The following is an 18,744-nucleotide window of genomic DNA, read 5'->3' on the forward strand; positions in this document are numbered from 1 at the left end:
TCGACGAGAAAGTCCGGTTCATCTTGGCTGACCTCGGTATCAGGTGCATGGGTGCCAAAGCGGGCAGGACTATCCGAGCAATGCCTGTGCCATTATAAAAAAGCCTTAAAGTTCATCGACTTGCTAACGCAAAACGCAAAAATGCCAGTATTTCCCCCACCCGATTCCCCACCGAATTCCCCGACTTTTCGGGTGATTGGGGATTGCTGGGGAGGGCATTGGGTCGCCGCGGGTGGCGAGGTGGGGTGATGAATTGGAATCAGCCGGGTGGACCACGCTCCGCCAGTCCACCATTCAGGCTTCGGCCAGGCACCGATGGTGGATGTGAAAAGCGACATCCACCCACGGGGGAGCCCCCCACATTCGGCCCAATCCCACCATCTCACTCCTGCTCATTGGTCACCCGCAGCAACCCCCAGAGTCCGCCGAGGTTGCCGAACGCGGCGTAGTCACGGAACAGGTAGTCGCCCGCGATGGCGTTGGCACCCCCGGCGCTGGGGAACATCAGGCTGAAGTGGGCCGCCGGCAGCACGCTCTCCTGGGCGCCGATGTACACCGCGATGGGGTTCAGGCCAAAGCGCATGGAGCCGACCCCGGCGTTTTTCTGCGGCAGCCCCCAGATATCGTTCTTCTCCGAGACATAGGGATTGAAGGGCCAGACGTGACCATCCAGCTGGAAGGTCATGCCCCGGCTGCCACCCGTCGGCATGGTCACCTGGGTGCGGAAGGGTTGTCCGGGCTTGACCCGCAGCACCGGGGTCACCGGGTCGCCACCCACCAGCGCGTTGCTGTAGGCCATGTGCGCGTTGGGCACATCCGCCAGGCCATTGCCCTGGGCGTGGCCGAAGGGCGCGTCGGGCGCCAGGCCGAAGCGGTACCACAACGGCTCGCTGCGGTAGTTCACCGCCATGCCCGAGTTGTCCTTGGGATCGGCGGGAATACCGAGGCCTTCGGAGGCCATGTTCTCCACCGGCGAGCCATCGGCCCAACGCATGTTCAGCGACTTGTGGAACACCAGGGAAAAGTCGCGGTAGGCGGTACCGTTCAACGGCTGCACGGTGGCGGCGGCGCGCATGCTGGCGTCCTCGGTCCAGGTGGCGCCCTGGGCCGCCACGCTCATGGCCCCCGCCAGGCCCTTCTGGCCCTGCTTGATCGGGTCGGCCGGCAGCAGGTTGAGCGCGCCGAACTCGATCGGGTAGGCGTCGATCTTGTCGACGCTGCGGCCGAGTTGGGTCACCGGCTTGCCTTCGCGCTCCAGGTGCCCGGCGTAGTACTGGTAGCTGCGGGTCGGATAGGCGCCCTGCCCGCTGCGCGGCGCCACGGTCTGCACCGGGTTGATGCCGACGTTGAAGCCATCCGACCGGGTGATGTCGTAGGCCAGCAACTGGGCGTGCAGGCCGACATGGCTGGAGGGCCGCATCAGGTTGTTGTTGAAGGTGGTGGAGCCCTGCGCGCCGTTGCGGTCACGCTTGACCAGGCCCTGCATCACGGCATGGTTCGGCAGGTCCGGCATCACCAGCGGCAGGCGGTTCTCCAGGGTGACGTTGATGCAGTCGCCGGCGGTGGCGCGCAGCACCAGGGGCTCGATCGGCACACCGGGCTTGAGCTTGCCGGTGAGTGGATCGAGATCGGCCTTGCGCACGTAGAGGATGGCGGTGGGGTCATGCAGCGGGCCGCTCTGCCCGCCGATGGTGAACACCTCGCCGTCCTCTTCGTCGATCACCGTGACCTCGGGGATGGCCAACGGGCGCGGGTTGAACACCAGGGTGCCGCCCTGGGGATTCAGCGGCCCGCCCACATGCTGGCCCGCGCCCGCGGGGTCGCCGATGGCCAGGCCCAGGGGGTTGGCAAGGATGTCGTTGGCCAGGGCCACCACCACTTCGTAGTTGCGCTGCACCGTGGTGCGGGTGCCGATGCCATTGGGGTTGGGACTCATGCGCGGGCACACGCCGTCGAAGGCGGAGGTGTTGCGAGAGGACACCGGCCGAGGGTTGTTCGGCACGGGGAACAGGTCACTGCGCGGGGCGGTGTAGTTGCGCATGACGCCCCACATGCCACTCCAGTACCCCTCCAGGGCGGCGTCCATGGAGTAGAGGTAGTCGGCGGCCTCGTAGCTGGTGTTACCGGACATCATGGTCACCGGCACCATGAAACCTAGCTGCTCGGAGATGCCGACCATCTGCGACGCACGCCAACCGGAATTGGAGTTGCTGCCGAAGCCGGTACCCGAGTGCAGCCACTTGACCCCGTGCAGGGTGACGTTGTGCTCCTCTTCATGACCGCCAGCATTCACCCGCAGGCGCACGTTGTCGCCGGAATAAGTACGCAGCAAGGGGGTGAAGGGGTCGCCGGGCAGGTCGCCGGCCAGGTTGATATGGGGTGGGAAGGTGGTCGTGCCACCCGTGGGGCCGGTGGCCGAGCTGATCGCGCCGGGGGCCAGGTTCAGCGCCGGGATGGCTCGGTCGGTACGGGTCTGCAGGGCGAAGGCGAGGTCGCCGGCCAGGCCGTCTGCCTGCATGCCCGGCTTGCCGTCCGGCGCCAGCTTGTTCGGGTCGAAGATGCGCAGGCCGACCGGTTCATTGCGGTAGTTGACCACGAACATACCGGGGTCATCGGCGCTGATCGCCTGCGGGCAGGGCCGGGTCGGACAGCCGAACACCGCGCCGGCCGCTTCCACCGTCGACTCCAGCAGGTTGGCGCTGAACTGCCGCACCGGCGGGTTGATGGCGTAGCGGAAGCTGTCCACGGAGGTCGGATAGGCACCGGCATCGGGAATGCCGTCGGGCCCGGCGCCCACATAGACTCCGGCCTCGTAGGCGTGCTGCATGTCGCTGTACTCGAGGAAGAACTCGCGGAAGCTGTCGTTCTTGCCGTCGCCGTCCAGGTCGCCGGTGCTGATCACCGCCTGCCAGGACGTCGGGCCACCGTCCGCGCGGCCGTTGTAGAGCGGCTGGCCGGTTTCGGCGTGGAACCAGCTGGAGCCCGCCGGCTCGGACAGCAGTGTGGCGTAGAGGCCAAGCTGCTGGTGGGTGGAGGGGCCGAAATGGTCATGGGTGAAGATGTTCCCCAGGCCACGGTCGACGTTGTAGACATTCACCACCGGGTCGGCGAACCAGCGTTGCAGGGTAGTCCGCGCGCCCAGCCAGTCGGTACGGCCGAACTGGCCGAAGTACGGGTGCTGCTTGGCCTGCGGGCAATCCGCGGTGCCGTCGCGGGCGTCGCCCTCGGTGCAGTGGTTGTACTCGCGGATGGCGTGGATGCGCTCCACCACGCTGGCGGGCGAGAGCGTGCCGTCCTCGTAGTTCCAGCCATTGGCCGCACCGTCGGCGGCGGTCAGGTCCCACTTGGGCAGGTGGATGTGCTGGCCGATTACATCGGTGGGGGTGCGGACCTGGAAGTCATCCAGTTCGTAGACGGCCGGGATCAGGTTGGTGTGGTGGTACATGGTGCAGTCGAAGGTGTTCATCCGCATCACCAGCGGCTCCGGTGGCTGCTGCTTGGTGATCACCGGCCAGGCGTCCTCCCAGAGCGTGAGGATGCGGGTCTGCGGGAAGTGATAGCCGACCTTGTTGAACACCGCGTCGAACTGGATGTTGGCGCCCTTGTAGACCCGTGGGCGGTCGGCGGTGAAGCTGGACGCGCCGGTGAAGGTCTGGCCGTTAAGGGACTCGCCGCTGTTGTAGCGACCCATGGCCGACGCCTGGGTCAGGCGCTTGCCGGTGTCGTCCATGCAGGGTTCGTAGTAAGGCGCGCCAGGTACCGGCAGGGCGCCGTTGGTGCGGAACGCGGTGGGCTGCACGGCGCCGCTGGGCAGCACCGCGAAGCTGGGGTGCTCGGCCTTGGCGTGGTAGGCCATGGCCGCCTGCTCGACGTCGGTACCCTCCTCGGGGAAGAACACCGCCTTGGCGCGATGGACCACCTTGGACATGTCCAGCGCACTGCTCACCACCTCGGCCGCACCGCCGGCAGCCATTCCCTCCAGGGCGTGGCGCGGCAGGCCGCCGTCCCAGCCACCGGCCTGGGCCGGGTCCAGGTTGGCCCACAGGGCGTCGCCCGAATCACGCAGGGCCTGGGCCTTGGCGGCATCGAGCATATCCAGCGGCGGCGTCGGCGGACGTTGGCCGACGGTGCTTTCGATACCGCCGATCCAGAACGGGAAGCCGGGGTTCTTCAGGCTGCCGTCGGCATTGCGGTTGGCCTCGCTGCGGTCAACCAGGGCCACCGAGCCGACCATAGGACGCTCCGGCTGGAAGTCACCCTCGTCGTTGGCGGCGACCAGCGCTTCGCCGAACTTGGGCACCACGGCCACCTTGCCCGGCATGGGCGGCATGGCCTTGCCCGGCAGCGGGACGATGGCGGGGATCGGCGTGCCGGCGATGATCTCGCCATCCGGCAGGGCCCGGGCCCCGGGGGCAGGCAGGCCGCTGCGCAGCGCGAAGGCGGCGGTGTGGAAACCCTGGTCGCCGTCCCCGGAAACGGCCAGGCGGGTGCCGGGCTCGAAGACGTCGTGGATGCGCCACATGCCCCACATGCCCTGGGCGAAGTGCGGGTAGAAGTGGCAGTGGTAGATGGCGTCGCCCGCCACCCGGTTGCGGTTGCCCGAGCCGCCGTTGGCGATCTCGTAGGTGTAGCCCGAGCCCGGGCCTATGCCCTGGGCGTCCATGTAGTCGGAATTGTCGTCATTGGGGTTGAACAGCCACTGGTGGCCATGCAGGTGATACACGTGCTGTTCGTAGCCCATGCTGATGTTGCGGAATTTGACGAAGTCGCCGATGTAGCTGTGGTTGATGTTGGACGGTTCGTCCGGGAACAGCGCCATGCTGGCCTTGATCCCGATGCCCTCAGCCGGCGGCACCTGGCCGGGAACCAGCCCCTCCAGGCCGACGTTGGCCGGCACGTCCACCAGCATGGCGATGTCGCCCACGCTGTGGGAACTGAGGAAGAACTCCTCGTAGGCGCAGGACAGGCAGTCGTGCATGGGACCTACCCCAAGCCGGTTGGCGATCACCTCGGCTCCCATGCCGCCGGAACCGTAGTTGACCATGAAGGCGTCACGGGTCGGCGCCAGCACGTGGCCGAACACCGGGTCGATCCAGTAGCCGGGGAAGGCCTGGGTCACCGCCGACTGGTCATGGAAGGCCACGGCAAAGTCGCGGAACGGTTCCAGGCGGTTGGGCAGTGCAGGGTTGCGCTTGCCGTATCCCTCCAGCACGTAGGTCGAGGGTGGGAAGCTGCCATCGGCATTGGGTCCCATGACGATGGCGTCGCTGTTGCCGGCGATGATCTGGTTGCCCTCGACCATGGCCAGGATCGGCGATCCGGCCTTGCCTTCGCTGATCCAGGGTTCGCCCTGGGGATAGCGCGCCTCGTAGTCGATGATCGGCTGGCCGGCCGGAGTGCGGCCGGTGGTGGCCAGGCGCATCTCCTCCTCGGTCAGCGTGTTGCGGTAGGTGCGCCCACCCTTGGGCAGCACCACCACCTGGGCGAACAGGCCGTTGCCGACGTTGCCGGCCGTCCCCTCGCTACCGAAGGTGGCGCCGTAGCTGCTCACGGCGAAGGCGCCTTCGCGCTCGGCATAGAGGGTGTAGGTGCGGCTGGCGCCCGGCGCCAGCAGGCTGTTCTGGTTGCGCCCGGCATGGGTGGCGATGTCGTCGATGCCGTTCACCGCCTGCAGGCCGTTGACCTGGAAACCGACATGGCGGTCGGCCACCTGGGCGTCGACGTGCAGCTCGCCCACCAGGTGCTCGTCGCCGCCCCGGGTATTGGGGTTGGCTTGCAGGGCCAGCAGGTTCTGCAGGTTCACCTGCAGGCAGTCACCCTGGGCCACCCGCAGCACCAGCGGGCGCGGACGCTTGTCCGGACGCAGCGCCACCTGCCCGGGCAGCGCCGCCCCGCCCATATGCAGGGGCACCTCGTTGCTGTCCACCACGTCGCGGCGCAGGGCGAACATCATGCCGTTGATGTTCTGCGCCCCCAGGCGGTTGAACATCAGCGGCTGGTCCAGGGCCACCACCTCGGCCACCAGGGTGCGCTCGCACCGCGCAGCGGCGACCGCGTCCTCGCCGCAGAGGGCCGCGCCCAGCAGGAGCACGCCACCCAGAAGGGAGGGCGCCCCGGGGGCGACCGGGCGAGTGGGGTTGGTAGGGTTGCTAGCATTGGTCCGGTTCATCTTGGCTGACCTCGGTATCAGGTGCATGGGTGCCAGAAGAGGGCAGGACTACCAGAGCAATGCGCGCGCCATCATGAAAACACAAACAGATTCAATGACTTGCAACCAAAGCGAGCGAAATATCCGGCTTACTCACAACCTGATCCCCCCCGCTTCCCCCCCGATTCCCCGATTTCCCCTTGAGGGAAGTGCGGCGGGCGGAGGCGTTTGCGGCAGGTAGGTAGCCCGGATGAAATCCGGGGACTGCGGTTGGAGTTTTCCCGGTTCGCATCCGGCTACAGGGAGGTGAGGGAGCGATTTCAATCGCGAATGAATTCGCCCCCACAAGTGGCCCGACCGGGGTCCGGAATCGCCCCCGCTTCTGGGGAATCCCCCACTAACGGGGACGTTTTGCGTCGGCCTGGAAGCGTTGGTAATGCCCCAGGACACTCGGCACATAACGCTGGGTTTCGGGATAGGGCGGGATGGCGCTGCCATAGGCGAGCACAGCGCCGGGACCGGCGTTGTAGGCGGCCAGGGTGAGGGAAAGATCGTTGTCGAACATCTTCAGCAGGCGCTTGAGGTAGCGCGCGCCGCCGCGCACGTTGGCGGCCGGGTCGAACACGTCCTGCACGCCCAGGTCCCGCGCGGTAGCGGGCATCAGCTGCATCAGGCCGGCGGCGCCCTTGGGCGAAAGGGCCGCGGGATCGTAGTTGGATTCGGTCTTGATCACCGCGTGCAGCAGCTCCGCCGGCAGGTCGTAGTCGAAGGCCGCCTGGGCCACGATCAGGGCGTAGCGCGGCGCCGTGGAGTGGCTCTCGCGGGGCACCTGGACCAGCGCGGGCGCCTTGACCCGCAAGGGTTTCTCGCGGGCCACGCGGACCAGCTTGCGGTCGCTGCGCTGGATGTTGGTAAGAGTGATGCTGCCGTTGGCGGAGACCACCCGGTAGATGTCCGCAGGGGCGTCGAAGGAGGTGCTTGCAAGGATGCAGGACAGCACCAGGACGGGCACTTTGATCATTGTTCTCTCCCAGCCGGGCCTTGGCCCTTGGGGTTGCTCGGTGCTGTACCGTCAGCAAAGCACGTGCCGGAAAAATCGCCGGGTGATGTGTCAGCCCCCTCGCCCACTCGTCGTGCACAGCTCTTGCATAGCCACCTGCAGTGACCCGCAGCGGAGGCTCCCATGAACATGCGTCGTCGTCGACCCGAACAAGGCTTCACCCTGCTCGAACTCCTGGTGGTGCTGGTGGTGCTCGGCCTGTTGGCCGGCATTGTGGCGCCGAAGTATTTCAATCAGCTGGGCCGCTCCGAGACCAAGGTGGCCCGCGCGCAGATCGAGGGGTTGGTGAAGGCCCTGGACATCTATCGCCTGGAGGTGGGCCGCTACCCCAGCAGCGAGCAAGGCCTGACCGCGCTGGTGGCCGCGCCGCCGGACGAGCCGCGCTGGTCCGGCCCCTACCTGCAGAAGGACGTGCCCCAGGACCCCTGGGGCCGCGCCTATGTCTACCGCTCCCCCGGCGAGAACGGCGATTTCGACCTGCTCACCCTGGGCAAGGACGGCCAGCCCGGCGGTGACGGCGAGAACGCCGAAGTCACCAGCTGGCAGTGACCGCCATGCGCTTCCAGGTGAAGGCGGTGCGGGCCCCGGACGGGGTGGTGGCCCTGGTGGTGGAGGCGGCGAGCCAGGACGAGGCGCGCCGCCAGGCCGAAGCCCAGGGCCTGCGAGTGCTCGCCCTGCAGGCCGAACGGGGCTGGTCGCCGCGCGCCTGGCGACGGCGCGAGGTGTTCCCGCTGCTGCTGTTCAGCCAGGAGCTGACCACCCTGCTGAACGCCGGCCTGGCGTTGATCGACGCCCTGGAAAGCCTCGCCGAGAAGGAAGCCGACATGCAGGCGCGCAAGGTGCTCGACGGCCTGGTGCGGCTGCTCTACGAGGGCAAGTCGCTGTCCCAGTCCCTGGCGCAGTTCCCGGCGATCTTTCCCGCCCTCTACGTGGCGCTGGTGCAGTCCAGCGAAAAGACCGGCGCGGTGGGCGATGCCCTGGGCCGCTACGTGGCCTACCGCACGCGGATGGACGAGGTGCGGCAGAAGATCATCAGCGCGTCGGTCTATCCGCTGCTGTTGTTCATGGTGGGCTGCGGCGTGCTGCTATTCCTGGTGGGCTACGTGGTACCGCGCTTCGCCCTGGTGTTCGAAGGCCTCGGCGAGAACCTGCCCTGGCTGTCCCAGGTGCTGCTGCACAGCGGGCTGTTCCTCCACTCGCACCAGGCCGAAGTATTCGGCGGCGCCGTGGCGGCGCTGGTGGCGCTGGTGCTGCTGCTGCGCCAGGAGAACGTGCGCCGCGCCCTGGCCCGCCAGATGGAGCGCGTGCCGACGATCCGCGAGCGCATCCAGATCTACGAGCTGGCGCGCTTCTACCGCTCCCTGGGCATCCTGCTGCAGGGCGGGATTCCCATCCTCACCGCCATCGCCATGGTCCGCGGCCTGCTCGGCGCCGCCTCGCGCCCACGGCTGGACCAGGCCGCCGCGCGCATCCGCGAGGGCCAGGCGCTGTCCCGCGCGCTGGAGGAACACGGCCTGGCGACGCCCGTGTCGCTGCGCATGCTCCGGGCCGGCGAACAGTCCGGCAACCTGGGGGAAATGATGGAGCGCACCGCCGACTTCCATGACGAGGAAACCAGCCGCTGGATCGAATGGTTCGTGCGCCTGTTCGAGCCGCTGCTGATGACCTTCATCGGCCTGATCATCGGGGTGATCGTGATCCTGATGTACATCCCGATCTTCGAGTTGGCGTCGAGCATCCAGTGAATCGATGGGTTTCGCACGCTCTACCCATCCTGCGAGTAGGTTTCGAGCATCCACCCAGGCCCCATGAAAAAGCCCCCGAAGACGGGGGCTTTTTTCTCGACGCGATATCACGCGCCTTTCTTGGCCTGCCTCAGCGGGGCCTCGGCATCGGCCGCAGGTCGGCGCCGATCGGAAAGCACCCAGGCGCCGTCGTAGAGCTTCAGGGGGAAGGCCACATCGCCGCCCCGGCGCCGGTCCACCTGTTCGGCGGGCCTGGCGGTTTCCTGCGTCTCGCTCCGGGCGCCCCTGGGCAGCCCGTGGAGCACCACGCTGCCCAGCTCGGGCAGGGGGAAGGGTTTGAGCAGGATGATCTCGATATTGCGCTCGATGGCGCGGTTGCAGACTTCGATGCTGGGGTGCGCGGTCATCAGCACCGCTTCACAGCTGTGCAGGGTGCGCATGGCATCGAAGACTTCGAAGCCGGTCATGTCCGGCAAGCGGTAATCGAGCACCACCAGCTCGGGCTTGAACTCCACCACCTTTTCCAGGGCGATGGCACCGCTCGCGGCGGTGCGCACCTCGCAGCCGAGCATTTCCAGGTAGGTCTGGAAATTCGCGGCGAGGATCTCTTCGTCGTCGACTATCAGTACTTTCTTCGACACTGCGGCTGCTCCCCTGTGAGGAGTTCGGACGGCGACCCACTTGGCCGCTGCTTGCATCCTTGCACGTTCCGAGCCAAGGCTGCATTGACCCGCCAGGGCCAATGATTCCTAGAGTCTAGATCGACGCATAAGTTTCACCAGCTCCCGTTTCCCCGACCTTGGTCGGGGAATCTCCCTTATTCGGGGCATTTTCAGTGCTGCTGGCGATCGGGCCGTTCCAGGCCCAGCTTGTCGATGCGGTAGCGCAGCATGTCGCGGGTGAGCCCGAGCATGCGCGCGGATTTGGAAATATTCCAGTCGGTCTTGCCCAGCACCTTCACCACCAGGTCGCGCTCGGCGTCGGACAGGCTCATGTTCTCGTCCTCCAGCCCCAGGCCGCTGCCGGCCATGAGCGGCATGGCCGCTTCCATGACCCCGGCACCCGCCAGCAGGCCACGGCAGATGGTCAGCTGTTCCGGGCCGATGAGGTTGCCCGGCGCCAGCAGCACGGTCTGCTCCAGCATGTTGCGCAGTTCGCGCACGTTGCCCGGCCAGCTGTAGCCCTTGAGCACGGCCTTGGCTTCCTGGCTGAAGCGCAGCCCCGGCTTGCCGTAGCGCTTGCCGTGCTGGCTGACGAAGTGCTCGGCCAGGGTCAGGATGTCGTCGCCACGGGCGCGCAGGGGCGGCACCTTGACGGTGATGATGCGCAGGCGGAAGAACAGGTCGCGGCGGAACTTGCCCTCCTGGACCATCTGCTCGAGGTTGCAGTTGGTGGCGCTGATGATCCGCAGGTTGACCTTGCGTTCGCGCACCGAGCCCAGACGACGGATGGTGCGGTCTTCCAGCAGCTTGAGCAGCTTGGCCTGGAGCAGCAGGTCGATCTCCCCCACTTCGTCGAGGAACAGGGTGCCGCCGTCGGCCGCTTCCACCAGGCCGACGCGACGGTCCTTGGCATCGGTGAAGGCGCCCTTCTCGTGGCCGAAGAGTTCGGCTTCCAGCAGGTGCGAGGGAATCGACGCGCAGTTGAACTCGACGAAGGGTCCCTTGCTGCGCGCGCCGTCGAAGTGCAGGGCGCGGGCCACCAGTTCCTTGCCGGTGCCGGTTTCACCTTCGATCAGCACCACGGGCAGGTCTTCGCCGGCCATGCGTTCCTCGGCATTGAGCACCTGGCGCACCATGTCCTTCATGTTGCGCATGGGTTCGGAATCGCCGATCAGCCCGGTCAGCCCGGAGTCCTGGGCTTCGCGTTGCTGGTAAAAGGACAGGCGCTGCTCCTGCCGGCGCGCCTCCAGCACCTTGTCCACCACCAGCTTGAGCTCGGCCAGGGCCACCGGCTTGGTCAGGTAGTCGCTGGCGCCGGCCTTCATGGCTTCCACCGCGCCCTGCACATTGCCGTGGCCGGTGATCATGATGAGCTTGAGCTGCTCGTCCATGGCGCGGGCCCGGCTGATCAGCTCGCAGCCGCTGAGGCCCGGCAGGCAGTAGTCGGTGAGGACCAGGTCCGGGTGCTGCGCCTCGATGATGGTCAGGGCCTCCTCGGCCGAGCTGCAGACCATCACGTCGAACTGGCGCCGCTGCAGGTAGGTGCAGAAGTTGTCGGCCAGTATCTCGTCGTCTTCGACAATCAGAATGCTGTTGCCCATGTGTGTTATCCCCCTGCCGTGGCCCTGAAGGTCAGGTGCACGTCGGTTCCGGCGTTTTCCCGGCTATCGATGCTGACTGCTCCACCGAAGCGTTCGACGATCTTGCGCACCAGCACCAGGCCGACGCCCAGACCGCCACGCTTGGTGGTGTGGAAAGGTTTGAAGGCCATCTCCAGCATGGCCGGCGACATGCCGGCGCCGGTGTCGCTGATGGTCAGGGTGAGCAAGCGGCGGCGCGCGTCCGGCGCCAGGCGGATGGCCAGCTTGCCGCCGCGCGGCATGGCTTCGATGGCGTTGGACAGTACGCTGCCCAGCAACTGCTGCAATAGCACCGGGTGGCTGACCACCCGTGGCGCCGTCTGCGTTTGCCAGTCCACCTCGATGCCGGCATGGCGGATCTGCGGCTCGTACGCGGCCAGGGTTTCTTCCAGCGCGGCGGTGAGGTCCACCGGCTCCTGGTCGCCGGACAGCGGGCGGGCCGACATCAGCAGCTCGCGCACCCACTTCGACATGCGGTCCACCTGGGTGATGATGTCGCCGAGGTTCTTGTGCAGCGGGCCTTCGTCCACTTCCAGCGCCAGCTCGGCACTGGAGCGGATCGACGCCAGCGGGTTGCGCAGGCTGTGGGCGACGGCGGTGGACATCTCGCCGAGCAGCGCCAGGGTTTCGCTTTCCACCAGTTGGCGCTGCTGGTCTTCCACCAGCCTCGATGCGTGGCGGACGAACCAGAACAGGCTGAGGTAGATGGCCGCGCCACCCAGGGCGGTGGCGATCCAGAGCAGGATGAAGCCACGGTTCATGCGGGCGATCAGGTCCACCGGCTCCTTGTAGATCTCGATCACCGAGAGCACTTCGCCACGGCTGTCCAGCAGCGGGATGAAGCTTTCCAGGTAGAGGCTGTGGGGCACCTTCATGAAGAAGCCCTCGGCCGGGCAGCTGTCGGGGCCGTGGTGCTCGGTGGTCACGGTGTTGCGACTCTTCACCGCCTCGTTGAGCTTGGCCTGCTCCAGGGAGCGTCCGCCCACCAGTTTCGGGTTGGTGGACCAGATCACCACCCCATCGGGGGCGTAGACGTTGGCCAGGAGCACGTCGGGCAGGCGCACGATGTGGTCGAAGAATTCTTCGTGGGATTTCACCAGCTGTTCGTGGGAGACCCCGAGACGGGCGCCATCCACGCGCTTGTCGAGAAACTCGCCCAGGGTGAGGCCGGGGGAGAAGTTGCCGTGGATGACTTCGACGTCGGCGATGGACTTGATGAACTGGGCGCTGAGCATGGCATCGCGGTCGATGCTCTCGCTCATGAGGAATCGGGTCGCGGCCAAGCCAAGGAGAATGGCGACCACCAGGATGATCACCAGGCTCACCAGGGAAAACCAGCGGAACAGATTGAAGGGCTTGCTCGCCAGCGCAATCTTCATCGATACCTCCCCTTGGGAAACCGTCGGCTCGCTCGCAATGCGCGCGGAAAAGGGGCCGCCGGCTCGGCCGGCAACTCCTGCGCCGACTCCGGGTAGTTATAGCGCAGGCCCCGCCATTCACGGCTCTACCGCTCGGCGGTCGCCGAACGGTAGGCCCACGGTTTTCCCCACTTGCGCACCCACTTTCCCCCCAGTTCTGGGGAACCTGCCCCCAATGCCCACCAGCATTGGGGACGACCTATTTCAAGATGTTTCAGACTCCGACCGCGAGGCAGAGCGGCCGAAGCCGTCTGGCATGGGGTTTGCGCCCTCGGATTGTCAACGAAGAGCCCTGCGCTCATCGGTGCCGGACAAACGGCAAAGTTCATCGACTGGAAGGGCGACACCATGCACAACGCACTGCCAACACTCGCGCTCCCGCTTCTGCTCGGACTCACGGTGGCCCCGGCCATGGCCGGTCTCTACGCGGTCGATCAGACGACCCTCACCGAGGTCAACGGCTTCTTCCCCGCCTGGTACCAGGACAGCCACGGCCGAGCCCTGGACCTGTGCCTGTCCAAGGCCCAGAGCAGCCGCGTCCCCGGCTCCTTCATGTGCAACCTGCTGCCGACGCCGGGGGTGTTCGACGAAACCCAGCCGGTGGTGTTCCCCACCAATTTCCCCGACGAAGCCTTCTGGTTCACCGGCGACGCGGCCATCACCGACGCCGCCACCGGCATCGACCTGCTCTATGTCTCCGCCGTGGAGGCCGCCTTCAGCGGCGAGCTGCCGGCGGCGGGCGAACAGGTCAGCTTCGCGCGCATCCGTATCCGCGTGACCGTGCCGGTGGCCGGCACCTACACCATCACCCACCCCTATGGTGTGGACGTGTTCTCCGTGGACACCCCCGGTACCCGCGCCATCAACCTGACCCGCGATATCGGCATCGCCGCGCCGGGCGACTTCAGCGGCGCCCTGGCCGGCAACATCGGCCCCTTCCTGCGCTCGGTGAACGGCCCTTATGTAGAAACCAACCCGGTCAGCAACCTGCCGGAGACCTTCATCGGCGACCCGAACCTGCTGGAGGAAGTCACCGGCAGCCCCTTCGGGACCAACTTCGTGCGCATCGAAGGCCCCAACGGGCTGCGTGCCGAAACCCAGCAGTTCGCCATCTCTGGCAAGCTCTCCCAGGTGCCGCTGCCCACTCCGCTGATCGTGGAGCGCGCCACCTACTCCCGTGGCGGCTCGTCGACGGCCACCCAGCAGGACTACTTCACCCTGGCCCCGCCGGCTCCCGCCACCCAGACCTACACCGACACCGCCGGCGCCAGCGGCCCGATGCACGGCAGCGCCACCGGCGCCTGGTACGGCCAGTCCGCCGCCAGCCCCACGGCCAACGGCAGCGTTTCCTTCAGCGCCGACAACAGCACGGCCATTCCCAGCAGCACCGTCACCAGCAAGTCCGCGCCACTGGTGGACCTGGTGACCATCAGCCGCGCCGAGTACAGCCTGGGCAGCGGCCTGCTGACCGTGGAAGCCAGCTCCAGCGACCAGTCCGGCCAGCCGGCGCTGAGCGCCGAGGGCCTCGGCCCGCTGGTGGGCGGCCGCCTGCAACTGCCGGTCGCCAGCATTCCACCGGCCAACGTGCAGGTGCTCTCGGCCAACGGCGGTTCCGATACCGAAGAAGTCCTGATTCTCCCCTGAGAACAACAATCACCCGCCGCGCGCGAGTGAACGGAGGCAGTCATGTTCAAATGGCCAGCAATACTCGGCATGGCGCTGGGCCTGCTCGTCGGCATCCCGGTCGCCGAAGCCCAGCTGGCGGCGGTGGACCCCGGTCCCCACACCGCCGCCAGTGGCTATTTCCCCCGCTGGTACCAGGACACCCTGGGCGTGCCCCTGGAGCTGTGCCTGTCCAAGGCGGTCAGCTCGCGGGCACCCGGCAACTTCATGTGCACCCTGCTGCCCAATCCGGGCATCTTCGATGAAACCCGGCCCATCGCCTTCCCCGGCAACTTCCCCGACGAAAGCTTCTGGATGCTCGCCGAAACCAGCATCGCCGACCCCGGCAACGGCCTGTCGATGGACGTCTACGTCGCCGGTATCGAAGCCGCCTTCGCCAACGGAGTGCCGCGCCTGGGCGACCAGCAGAGCTTCGCGCGCATCCGTATCCGGGTGAACGTGCCGGTGGCCGGCACCTACCGCGTCATCCACCCCTACGGCGTGGATACCTTCACCGTGACCGCACCGGGTCGCCGCGCGATCAACATGACCCGCGACATCGGCATCGGCGCGCCGGGCGACTTCAACGGCGCCCTGGCTGGCAACGTCGGCCCCTTCCTCACCCGCGTCGGCGGCCCCTACCAGGAAACCAACCCGGAAACCGGTGAGCTGGAGAGCTTCGTGGGCGACCCCAACCTCGCCGAACCGGTGACCGGCAGCCCGTTCGGGACCAACTTCGTGCGCATCGAAGGCCCCAACGGCCTGGTCGCCGAGAGCAGCCTGTTCAACCTCTCCGGCAAGCTGTTCACCGGCGGCATCGCCAGCGAAGTCGGCGTCGACCGCGCCACCTACAGCCGCGATGCCCAGCGCACCTGGATCTCGGTGTTCGCCAACTCCACGCCCAACGCGACCCTGTGCTTCCGCGAAAGCCTGGACCTGGTGGGCGACCCGCCGTCGCCCTGCCAGTTCGAAATGACCGGCAATGGCAACGGCCTGTTCTTCGGCCAGGACCAGGCCCCGGCCAGCCTGCCGCCCTTCGTGCTGATCACCGCCAAGGACAGCACCACCAACGCCGCGGCCACCACCCAGACCCAGGAGCTGGTGGACATCGTCAAGGTCAGCCAGGCGCGCTACTCCTGGGCGAACAAGACGCTGACCGTGGAAGCCCGCTCCAGCGACGAGCTGCAAGTGCCGACCCTGGTGGCCGAAGGCTTCGGCCCCCTGCTGCAGGTCAGCGGCACGACCCAGCGCCTGGTGGCCGCCAACGTCGAGCAACCGCCCGCCAGGATCACGGTGAAATCCGCCGCCGGCGGCAGCGACAGCGAGTTCGTCGTAATAGAAGGCACACCGCCCGGCCAGCCGACCAACCAACCGCCCGTGGCCAACGCGGACAGCGCCAGCACCAGCGCGGGCGTTCCGCTCACCCTGGTGCTGACCGCCAACGACAGCGACCCGGACGTCAACCTGCCGCTGTCCGTCGCCAACCTCGGCAGCGTCAGTCTCGGCACCCTGGTACCGAGCGGCATCAACTCGGTGATCTACACCCCGCCGGCCCAGGTGGCGGCAACCCAGGTGGTGAGCTTCAGCTACCAGGCCCGCGACAACCAGGGCGCCCTCTCCGCCCCGGCCACCGTGACCATCACCGTACGGCCCAACCTGCCGCCGGTAGTGGCCAACGACACCGCCACCACCAACGCCGGCGCGCCGGTGACGATCAACGTGCTGGCCAATGACGCCGATCCGGAAGCCAACCCCATGACGGTGGTCAACCTGACCCCGCCGCCCGCAGGCAGAGGCACCGTCGCCACCAATGGCACCACCGTGACCTACACCCCGCCGGCCAGCGTGACCGCCACCCTTACCGCCAGCTTCACCTACCAGGCCCGTGACTCCATCGGCGCCACCTCGACCCCGGCGACGGTCACGGTCACGGTGAACCCGGCGGTGGCCGCCGACACCCTGGCCATCAACAAGGCCGACGTGAAGGCGGGCTCCAACAACCGCTACTCCTGGGACTTCGAAGGCACCACCTCGCGGCCCCAGGGCAACCAGATCCGCATCGAGGTCAGCAGCACCCAGGGCGTAGTCCTGCTGGGCACCGCAGCTCCGAGTGCCAATGGCAAATGGAAACTGTCGGTGAACAACTCCACCGCCGTGGTGCCCTCGGCCAACCCCAGCGTCACCGTGCGCTCCACCTTTGGCGGTGTGCGTACCGGGCCCATAACCGTACGTTGATCGCTCTGCTCCAGTTGTCCCCCGGCCGCGCCATGCGGCTGGGTTTTTTGGGGGTAGTCACGAATGGCTGGGGGTTGGTTCATGGTGGATAGGCAATCTGGTGCGAGGGGGCTTTCATTTCGGTGATTCAGCTCATTACCGAGTGGGCGTCGGGTTTCTGTTTCGCCTTCCCGGGCGACTCCCTTTGGCAGTCGCCCCAAAGGAAGCAAAGGGCTTGCCCCGACATCCGGGTTTGGCTGCGCCAAACTCCCCTCCCTACATCCTTGCTCCGGGGGCCCGCCGCGAAGGGCCATCCATGGCCCTGCGCGGCTCTCGCGGCATCCATGCCGCTCGTCCCCCTACACAAGGACTCCGCTCGGCCTCCTGAAGGGGCGCTTTGCGCGGCGTCATCTTCTCTGCCCTGTGTCAGGTCGGATTGGGCATCGGTTAGTAGGATGGGTTGAGCGAAGCGATACCCATGCGGGCAGGGCTGATGGGTATCGCAAGCTCGCGGAACGCCGCCCGAGCCACCCTACGATTGCCCACTATCAGTCCGGTCGGGACATCAGGATTGCGTGGACCTGCGGGAGAAGGGAGGGGTGGGCCGCGTTCGGAAAAGGGCGGTATCCACTGACTGGGAGCCAGGCAGTCGGAAAATCCCACCTATCTCCTCATTACCTCTTGAAAATCAGCCCTTTCCCACGATAATCGCGCGCCCGGCCGGGCGCCCTTGCACACCGGCACCCGCCCCACCCAACAAGCGCTACGCAGATAGCCCCTTCAAAGCCCCTGGACCCCTGATGAACCGTACCCTTCCTTCCCTGATGCTCGCTGGCGGCCTGCTGGCGGCCGGCAACGCCCTGGCCGACGGCCCCCTGCTGTGGCAGGACAACAGCCTGACCTACCTCTACGGCCAGAACTTCGAGATCAACCCGCCGATCCAGCAGACCTTCACCTTCGAGCACGCCAGCGGCTGGACCTTCGGCGACCTGTTCATGTTCGTCGACCAGATCAACTACAACGGCTCGGAAGACCCGAACCTGGGCAAGAACACCTACTACGGTGAAATCTCCCCGCGCCTGTCCTTCGGCAAGATCTTCGACCAGAAGATCGAGTTCGGCCCCATCAGCGACGTGCTGCTGGCCGCCACCTACGAGCGTGGCGAGAACCGCAACCAGAACTACCTGCTCGGCCCGGGCTTCGACCTCAACATCCCCGGCTTCGACTACTTCCAGCTGAACTTCTACTACCGCCGCCCCGACGGCATCACCAACAACCCGTCCGGCCAGTGGCAGGTCACCCCGGTGTGGTCCTACACCATCCCGGTGGGCAACTCGAACGTGCTGATCGACGGCTTCATGGACTGGGTGTGGAACAACCAGGACGGCACCTCGAGCCGCCCCAACGACCTGCACGCCAACCTGCACTTCAACCCGCAGATCAAGTACGACCTGGGCAAGGCACTGGGCTGGAGCGCGGTGAAGCACTTCTATGTCGGCATCGAGTACGACTACTGGCGCCACAAGTACGGCATCGACAACAACAGCGTCCTCGGCGACGAAGTCCTCGGCGGCACCCACCAGAACACCTTCAGCCTGCTGGCCAAGGTGCACTTCTGATGGCACGGGGCCCGTCGCAATGACGGGCCCCTCCGTTCTTGCGCCAAGGGAAAACGCCATGGAAAATGCGCGTCAGTCCCAGCCTGCAGTCAGACAAGGATTTTTCCGATGGCAAGCGACAGTTCCCCTGCCTCCCCGCGCACCAGGGGGGAGATTCTGGTTACCGGCGGCTGGATCGCCCTCGCCATCGCCATCCCCATCAGCAGCCTCTTCTCCGACGACTCCTTCACCCTTTCCACCAGCCTCGCGCTACTGTCCCTGGTCACCCTCTGCGCCGCCTTCGCCTGCTGGCCGAAGCTGTTCATCACGCCCATCAACTACAAGGGCCTGTGCGACGAGGTACCCCGTGGCAGCACCATCGCCATGTCGGTGTTCGTGGGCCTGACCGTATTGCGCGGCGTGGTCGAGCTGTTCGCCTGAGCCCCGGCGCGTACCGTAGGTTGGCGCAGAGCGCAGCGAAGCCCGACGTCTCGGACCGGGCGCCACTGTTGGGCTTCGCGTAGCTCAGGCACAACCTGCCGATCGCCTGCACTCCTGCTCCCCAAGAAAAAGCCCCGCACTAGGCGGGGCTTTTTC

11 protein-coding genes are annotated in these 18,744 nt (G+C 66.7%); 6 read left to right on the plus strand and 5 right to left on the minus strand.

Features of this window, described 5'->3' with window-relative positions; genetic code table 11:
* Nucleotides 1–382 precede the first annotated feature (382 nt).
* Both mnxG and PCA10_RS24935 read right to left on the minus strand, forming a co-directional pair.
* Nucleotides 383–6,169: a manganese-oxidizing multicopper oxidase MnxG gene (gene mnxG / locus PCA10_RS24930; protein ID WP_016494862.1), complete on the minus strand. Its 5,787-nt coding sequence runs from the start codon at nt 6,167–6,169 to the stop codon at nt 383–385.
* Between the two features lie 376 nt (nt 6,170–6,545).
* A complete protein-coding gene (locus PCA10_RS24935) occupies nt 6,546–7,169 on the minus strand; it encodes a lytic transglycosylase domain-containing protein (protein ID WP_016494863.1) in 624 nt (207 codons plus the stop codon).
* A gap of 162 nt (nt 7,170–7,331) precedes the next feature.
* On the opposite strand from PCA10_RS24935, the gene gspG reads away from it, so the two are divergent.
* Both gspG and PCA10_RS24945 read left to right on the plus strand, forming a co-directional pair.
* A complete protein-coding gene (gene gspG, locus PCA10_RS24940; RefSeq protein WP_016494864.1) occupies nt 7,332–7,757 on the plus strand; it encodes a type II secretion system major pseudopilin GspG in 426 nt (141 codons plus the stop codon).
* Between the two features lie 5 nt (nt 7,758–7,762).
* Nucleotides 7,763–8,953 carry a type II secretion system F family protein gene (locus PCA10_RS24945; protein WP_016494865.1) on the plus strand — a complete coding sequence of 397 codons (1,191 nt, stop codon included), beginning with the start codon at nt 7,763–7,765 and terminating at the stop codon, nt 8,951–8,953.
* 107 nt (nt 8,954–9,060) lie between these two features.
* Here PCA10_RS24945 and PCA10_RS24950 read toward each other — a convergent pair whose 3' ends face one another.
* The 3 genes from PCA10_RS24950 to PCA10_RS24960 all read right to left on the minus strand — a co-directional run bounded on the left by PCA10_RS24950 (nt 9,061) and on the right by PCA10_RS24960 (nt 12,634).
* On the minus strand, nt 9,061–9,594 hold the full coding sequence (locus PCA10_RS24950) for a response regulator (RefSeq protein WP_016494866.1): 534 nt from the start codon (nt 9,592–9,594) through the stop codon (nt 9,061–9,063).
* 191 nt (nt 9,595–9,785) lie between these two features.
* Nucleotides 9,786–11,216 (minus strand): sigma-54-dependent transcriptional regulator, encoded by a 1,431-nt coding sequence (locus PCA10_RS24955; RefSeq protein ID WP_016494867.1) that lies wholly within the window; start codon nt 11,214–11,216, stop codon nt 9,786–9,788.
* 5 nt (nt 11,217–11,221) lie between these two features.
* Complete coding sequence (locus tag PCA10_RS24960) at nt 11,222–12,634, minus strand: sensor histidine kinase (protein WP_016494868.1); 1,413 nt, start codon at nt 12,632–12,634, stop codon at nt 11,222–11,224.
* A gap of 387 nt (nt 12,635–13,021) precedes the next feature.
* Between PCA10_RS24960 and PCA10_RS24965 the strand changes: the two genes are divergently transcribed.
* From PCA10_RS24965 to PCA10_RS24980, 4 genes are all read left to right on the plus strand, one after another.
* Nucleotides 13,022–14,317: a hypothetical protein gene (locus PCA10_RS24965; RefSeq protein ID WP_016494869.1), complete on the plus strand. Its 1,296-nt coding sequence runs from the start codon at nt 13,022–13,024 to the stop codon at nt 14,315–14,317.
* Between the two features lie 42 nt (nt 14,318–14,359).
* Nucleotides 14,360–16,570 (plus strand): Ig-like domain-containing protein, encoded by a 2,211-nt coding sequence (locus tag PCA10_RS24970; RefSeq protein WP_016494870.1) that lies wholly within the window; start codon nt 14,360–14,362, stop codon nt 16,568–16,570.
* A gap of 779 nt (nt 16,571–17,349) precedes the next feature.
* Nucleotides 17,350–18,168: an outer membrane protein OmpK gene (locus PCA10_RS24975; protein ID WP_016494871.1), complete on the plus strand. Its 819-nt coding sequence runs from the start codon at nt 17,350–17,352 to the stop codon at nt 18,166–18,168.
* 108 nt (nt 18,169–18,276) lie between these two features.
* Nucleotides 18,277–18,588 (plus strand): hypothetical protein, encoded by a 312-nt coding sequence (locus tag PCA10_RS24980; protein WP_016494872.1) that lies wholly within the window; start codon nt 18,277–18,279, stop codon nt 18,586–18,588.
* Nucleotides 18,589–18,744 lie beyond the last annotated feature (156 nt).

This window comes from Pseudomonas resinovorans NBRC 106553 (assembly GCF_000412695.1).
GTDB classification, from domain to species: domain Bacteria; phylum Pseudomonadota; class Gammaproteobacteria; order Pseudomonadales; family Pseudomonadaceae; genus Metapseudomonas; species Metapseudomonas resinovorans_A.

Coding starts and splice junctions, on each gene's coding strand:
- gspG (WP_016494864.1), top strand. CDS start 7,332: ATGAACATGCGTCGTCGTCGACCCGAACAAGGCTTCACCCTGCTCGAA.
- PCA10_RS24955 (WP_016494867.1), bottom strand. CDS start 11,216: ATGGGCAACAGCATTCTGATTGTCGAAGACGACGAGATACTGGCCGAC.
- PCA10_RS24975 (WP_016494871.1), top strand. CDS start 17,350: ATGAACCGTACCCTTCCTTCCCTGATGCTCGCTGGCGGCCTGCTGGCG.
- PCA10_RS24935 (WP_016494863.1), bottom strand. CDS start 7,169: ATGATCAAAGTGCCCGTCCTGGTGCTGTCCTGCATCCTTGCAAGCACC.
- PCA10_RS24960 (WP_016494868.1), bottom strand. CDS start 12,634: ATGAAGATTGCGCTGGCGAGCAAGCCCTTCAATCTGTTCCGCTGGTTT.
- PCA10_RS24970 (WP_016494870.1), top strand. CDS start 14,360: ATGTTCAAATGGCCAGCAATACTCGGCATGGCGCTGGGCCTGCTCGTC.
- PCA10_RS24980 (WP_016494872.1), top strand. CDS start 18,277: ATGGCAAGCGACAGTTCCCCTGCCTCCCCGCGCACCAGGGGGGAGATT.
- PCA10_RS24945 (WP_016494865.1), top strand. CDS start 7,763: ATGCGCTTCCAGGTGAAGGCGGTGCGGGCCCCGGACGGGGTGGTGGCC.
- PCA10_RS24965 (WP_016494869.1), top strand. CDS start 13,022: ATGCACAACGCACTGCCAACACTCGCGCTCCCGCTTCTGCTCGGACTC.
- mnxG (WP_016494862.1), bottom strand. CDS start 6,169: ATGAACCGGACCAATGCTAGCAACCCTACCAACCCCACTCGCCCGGTC.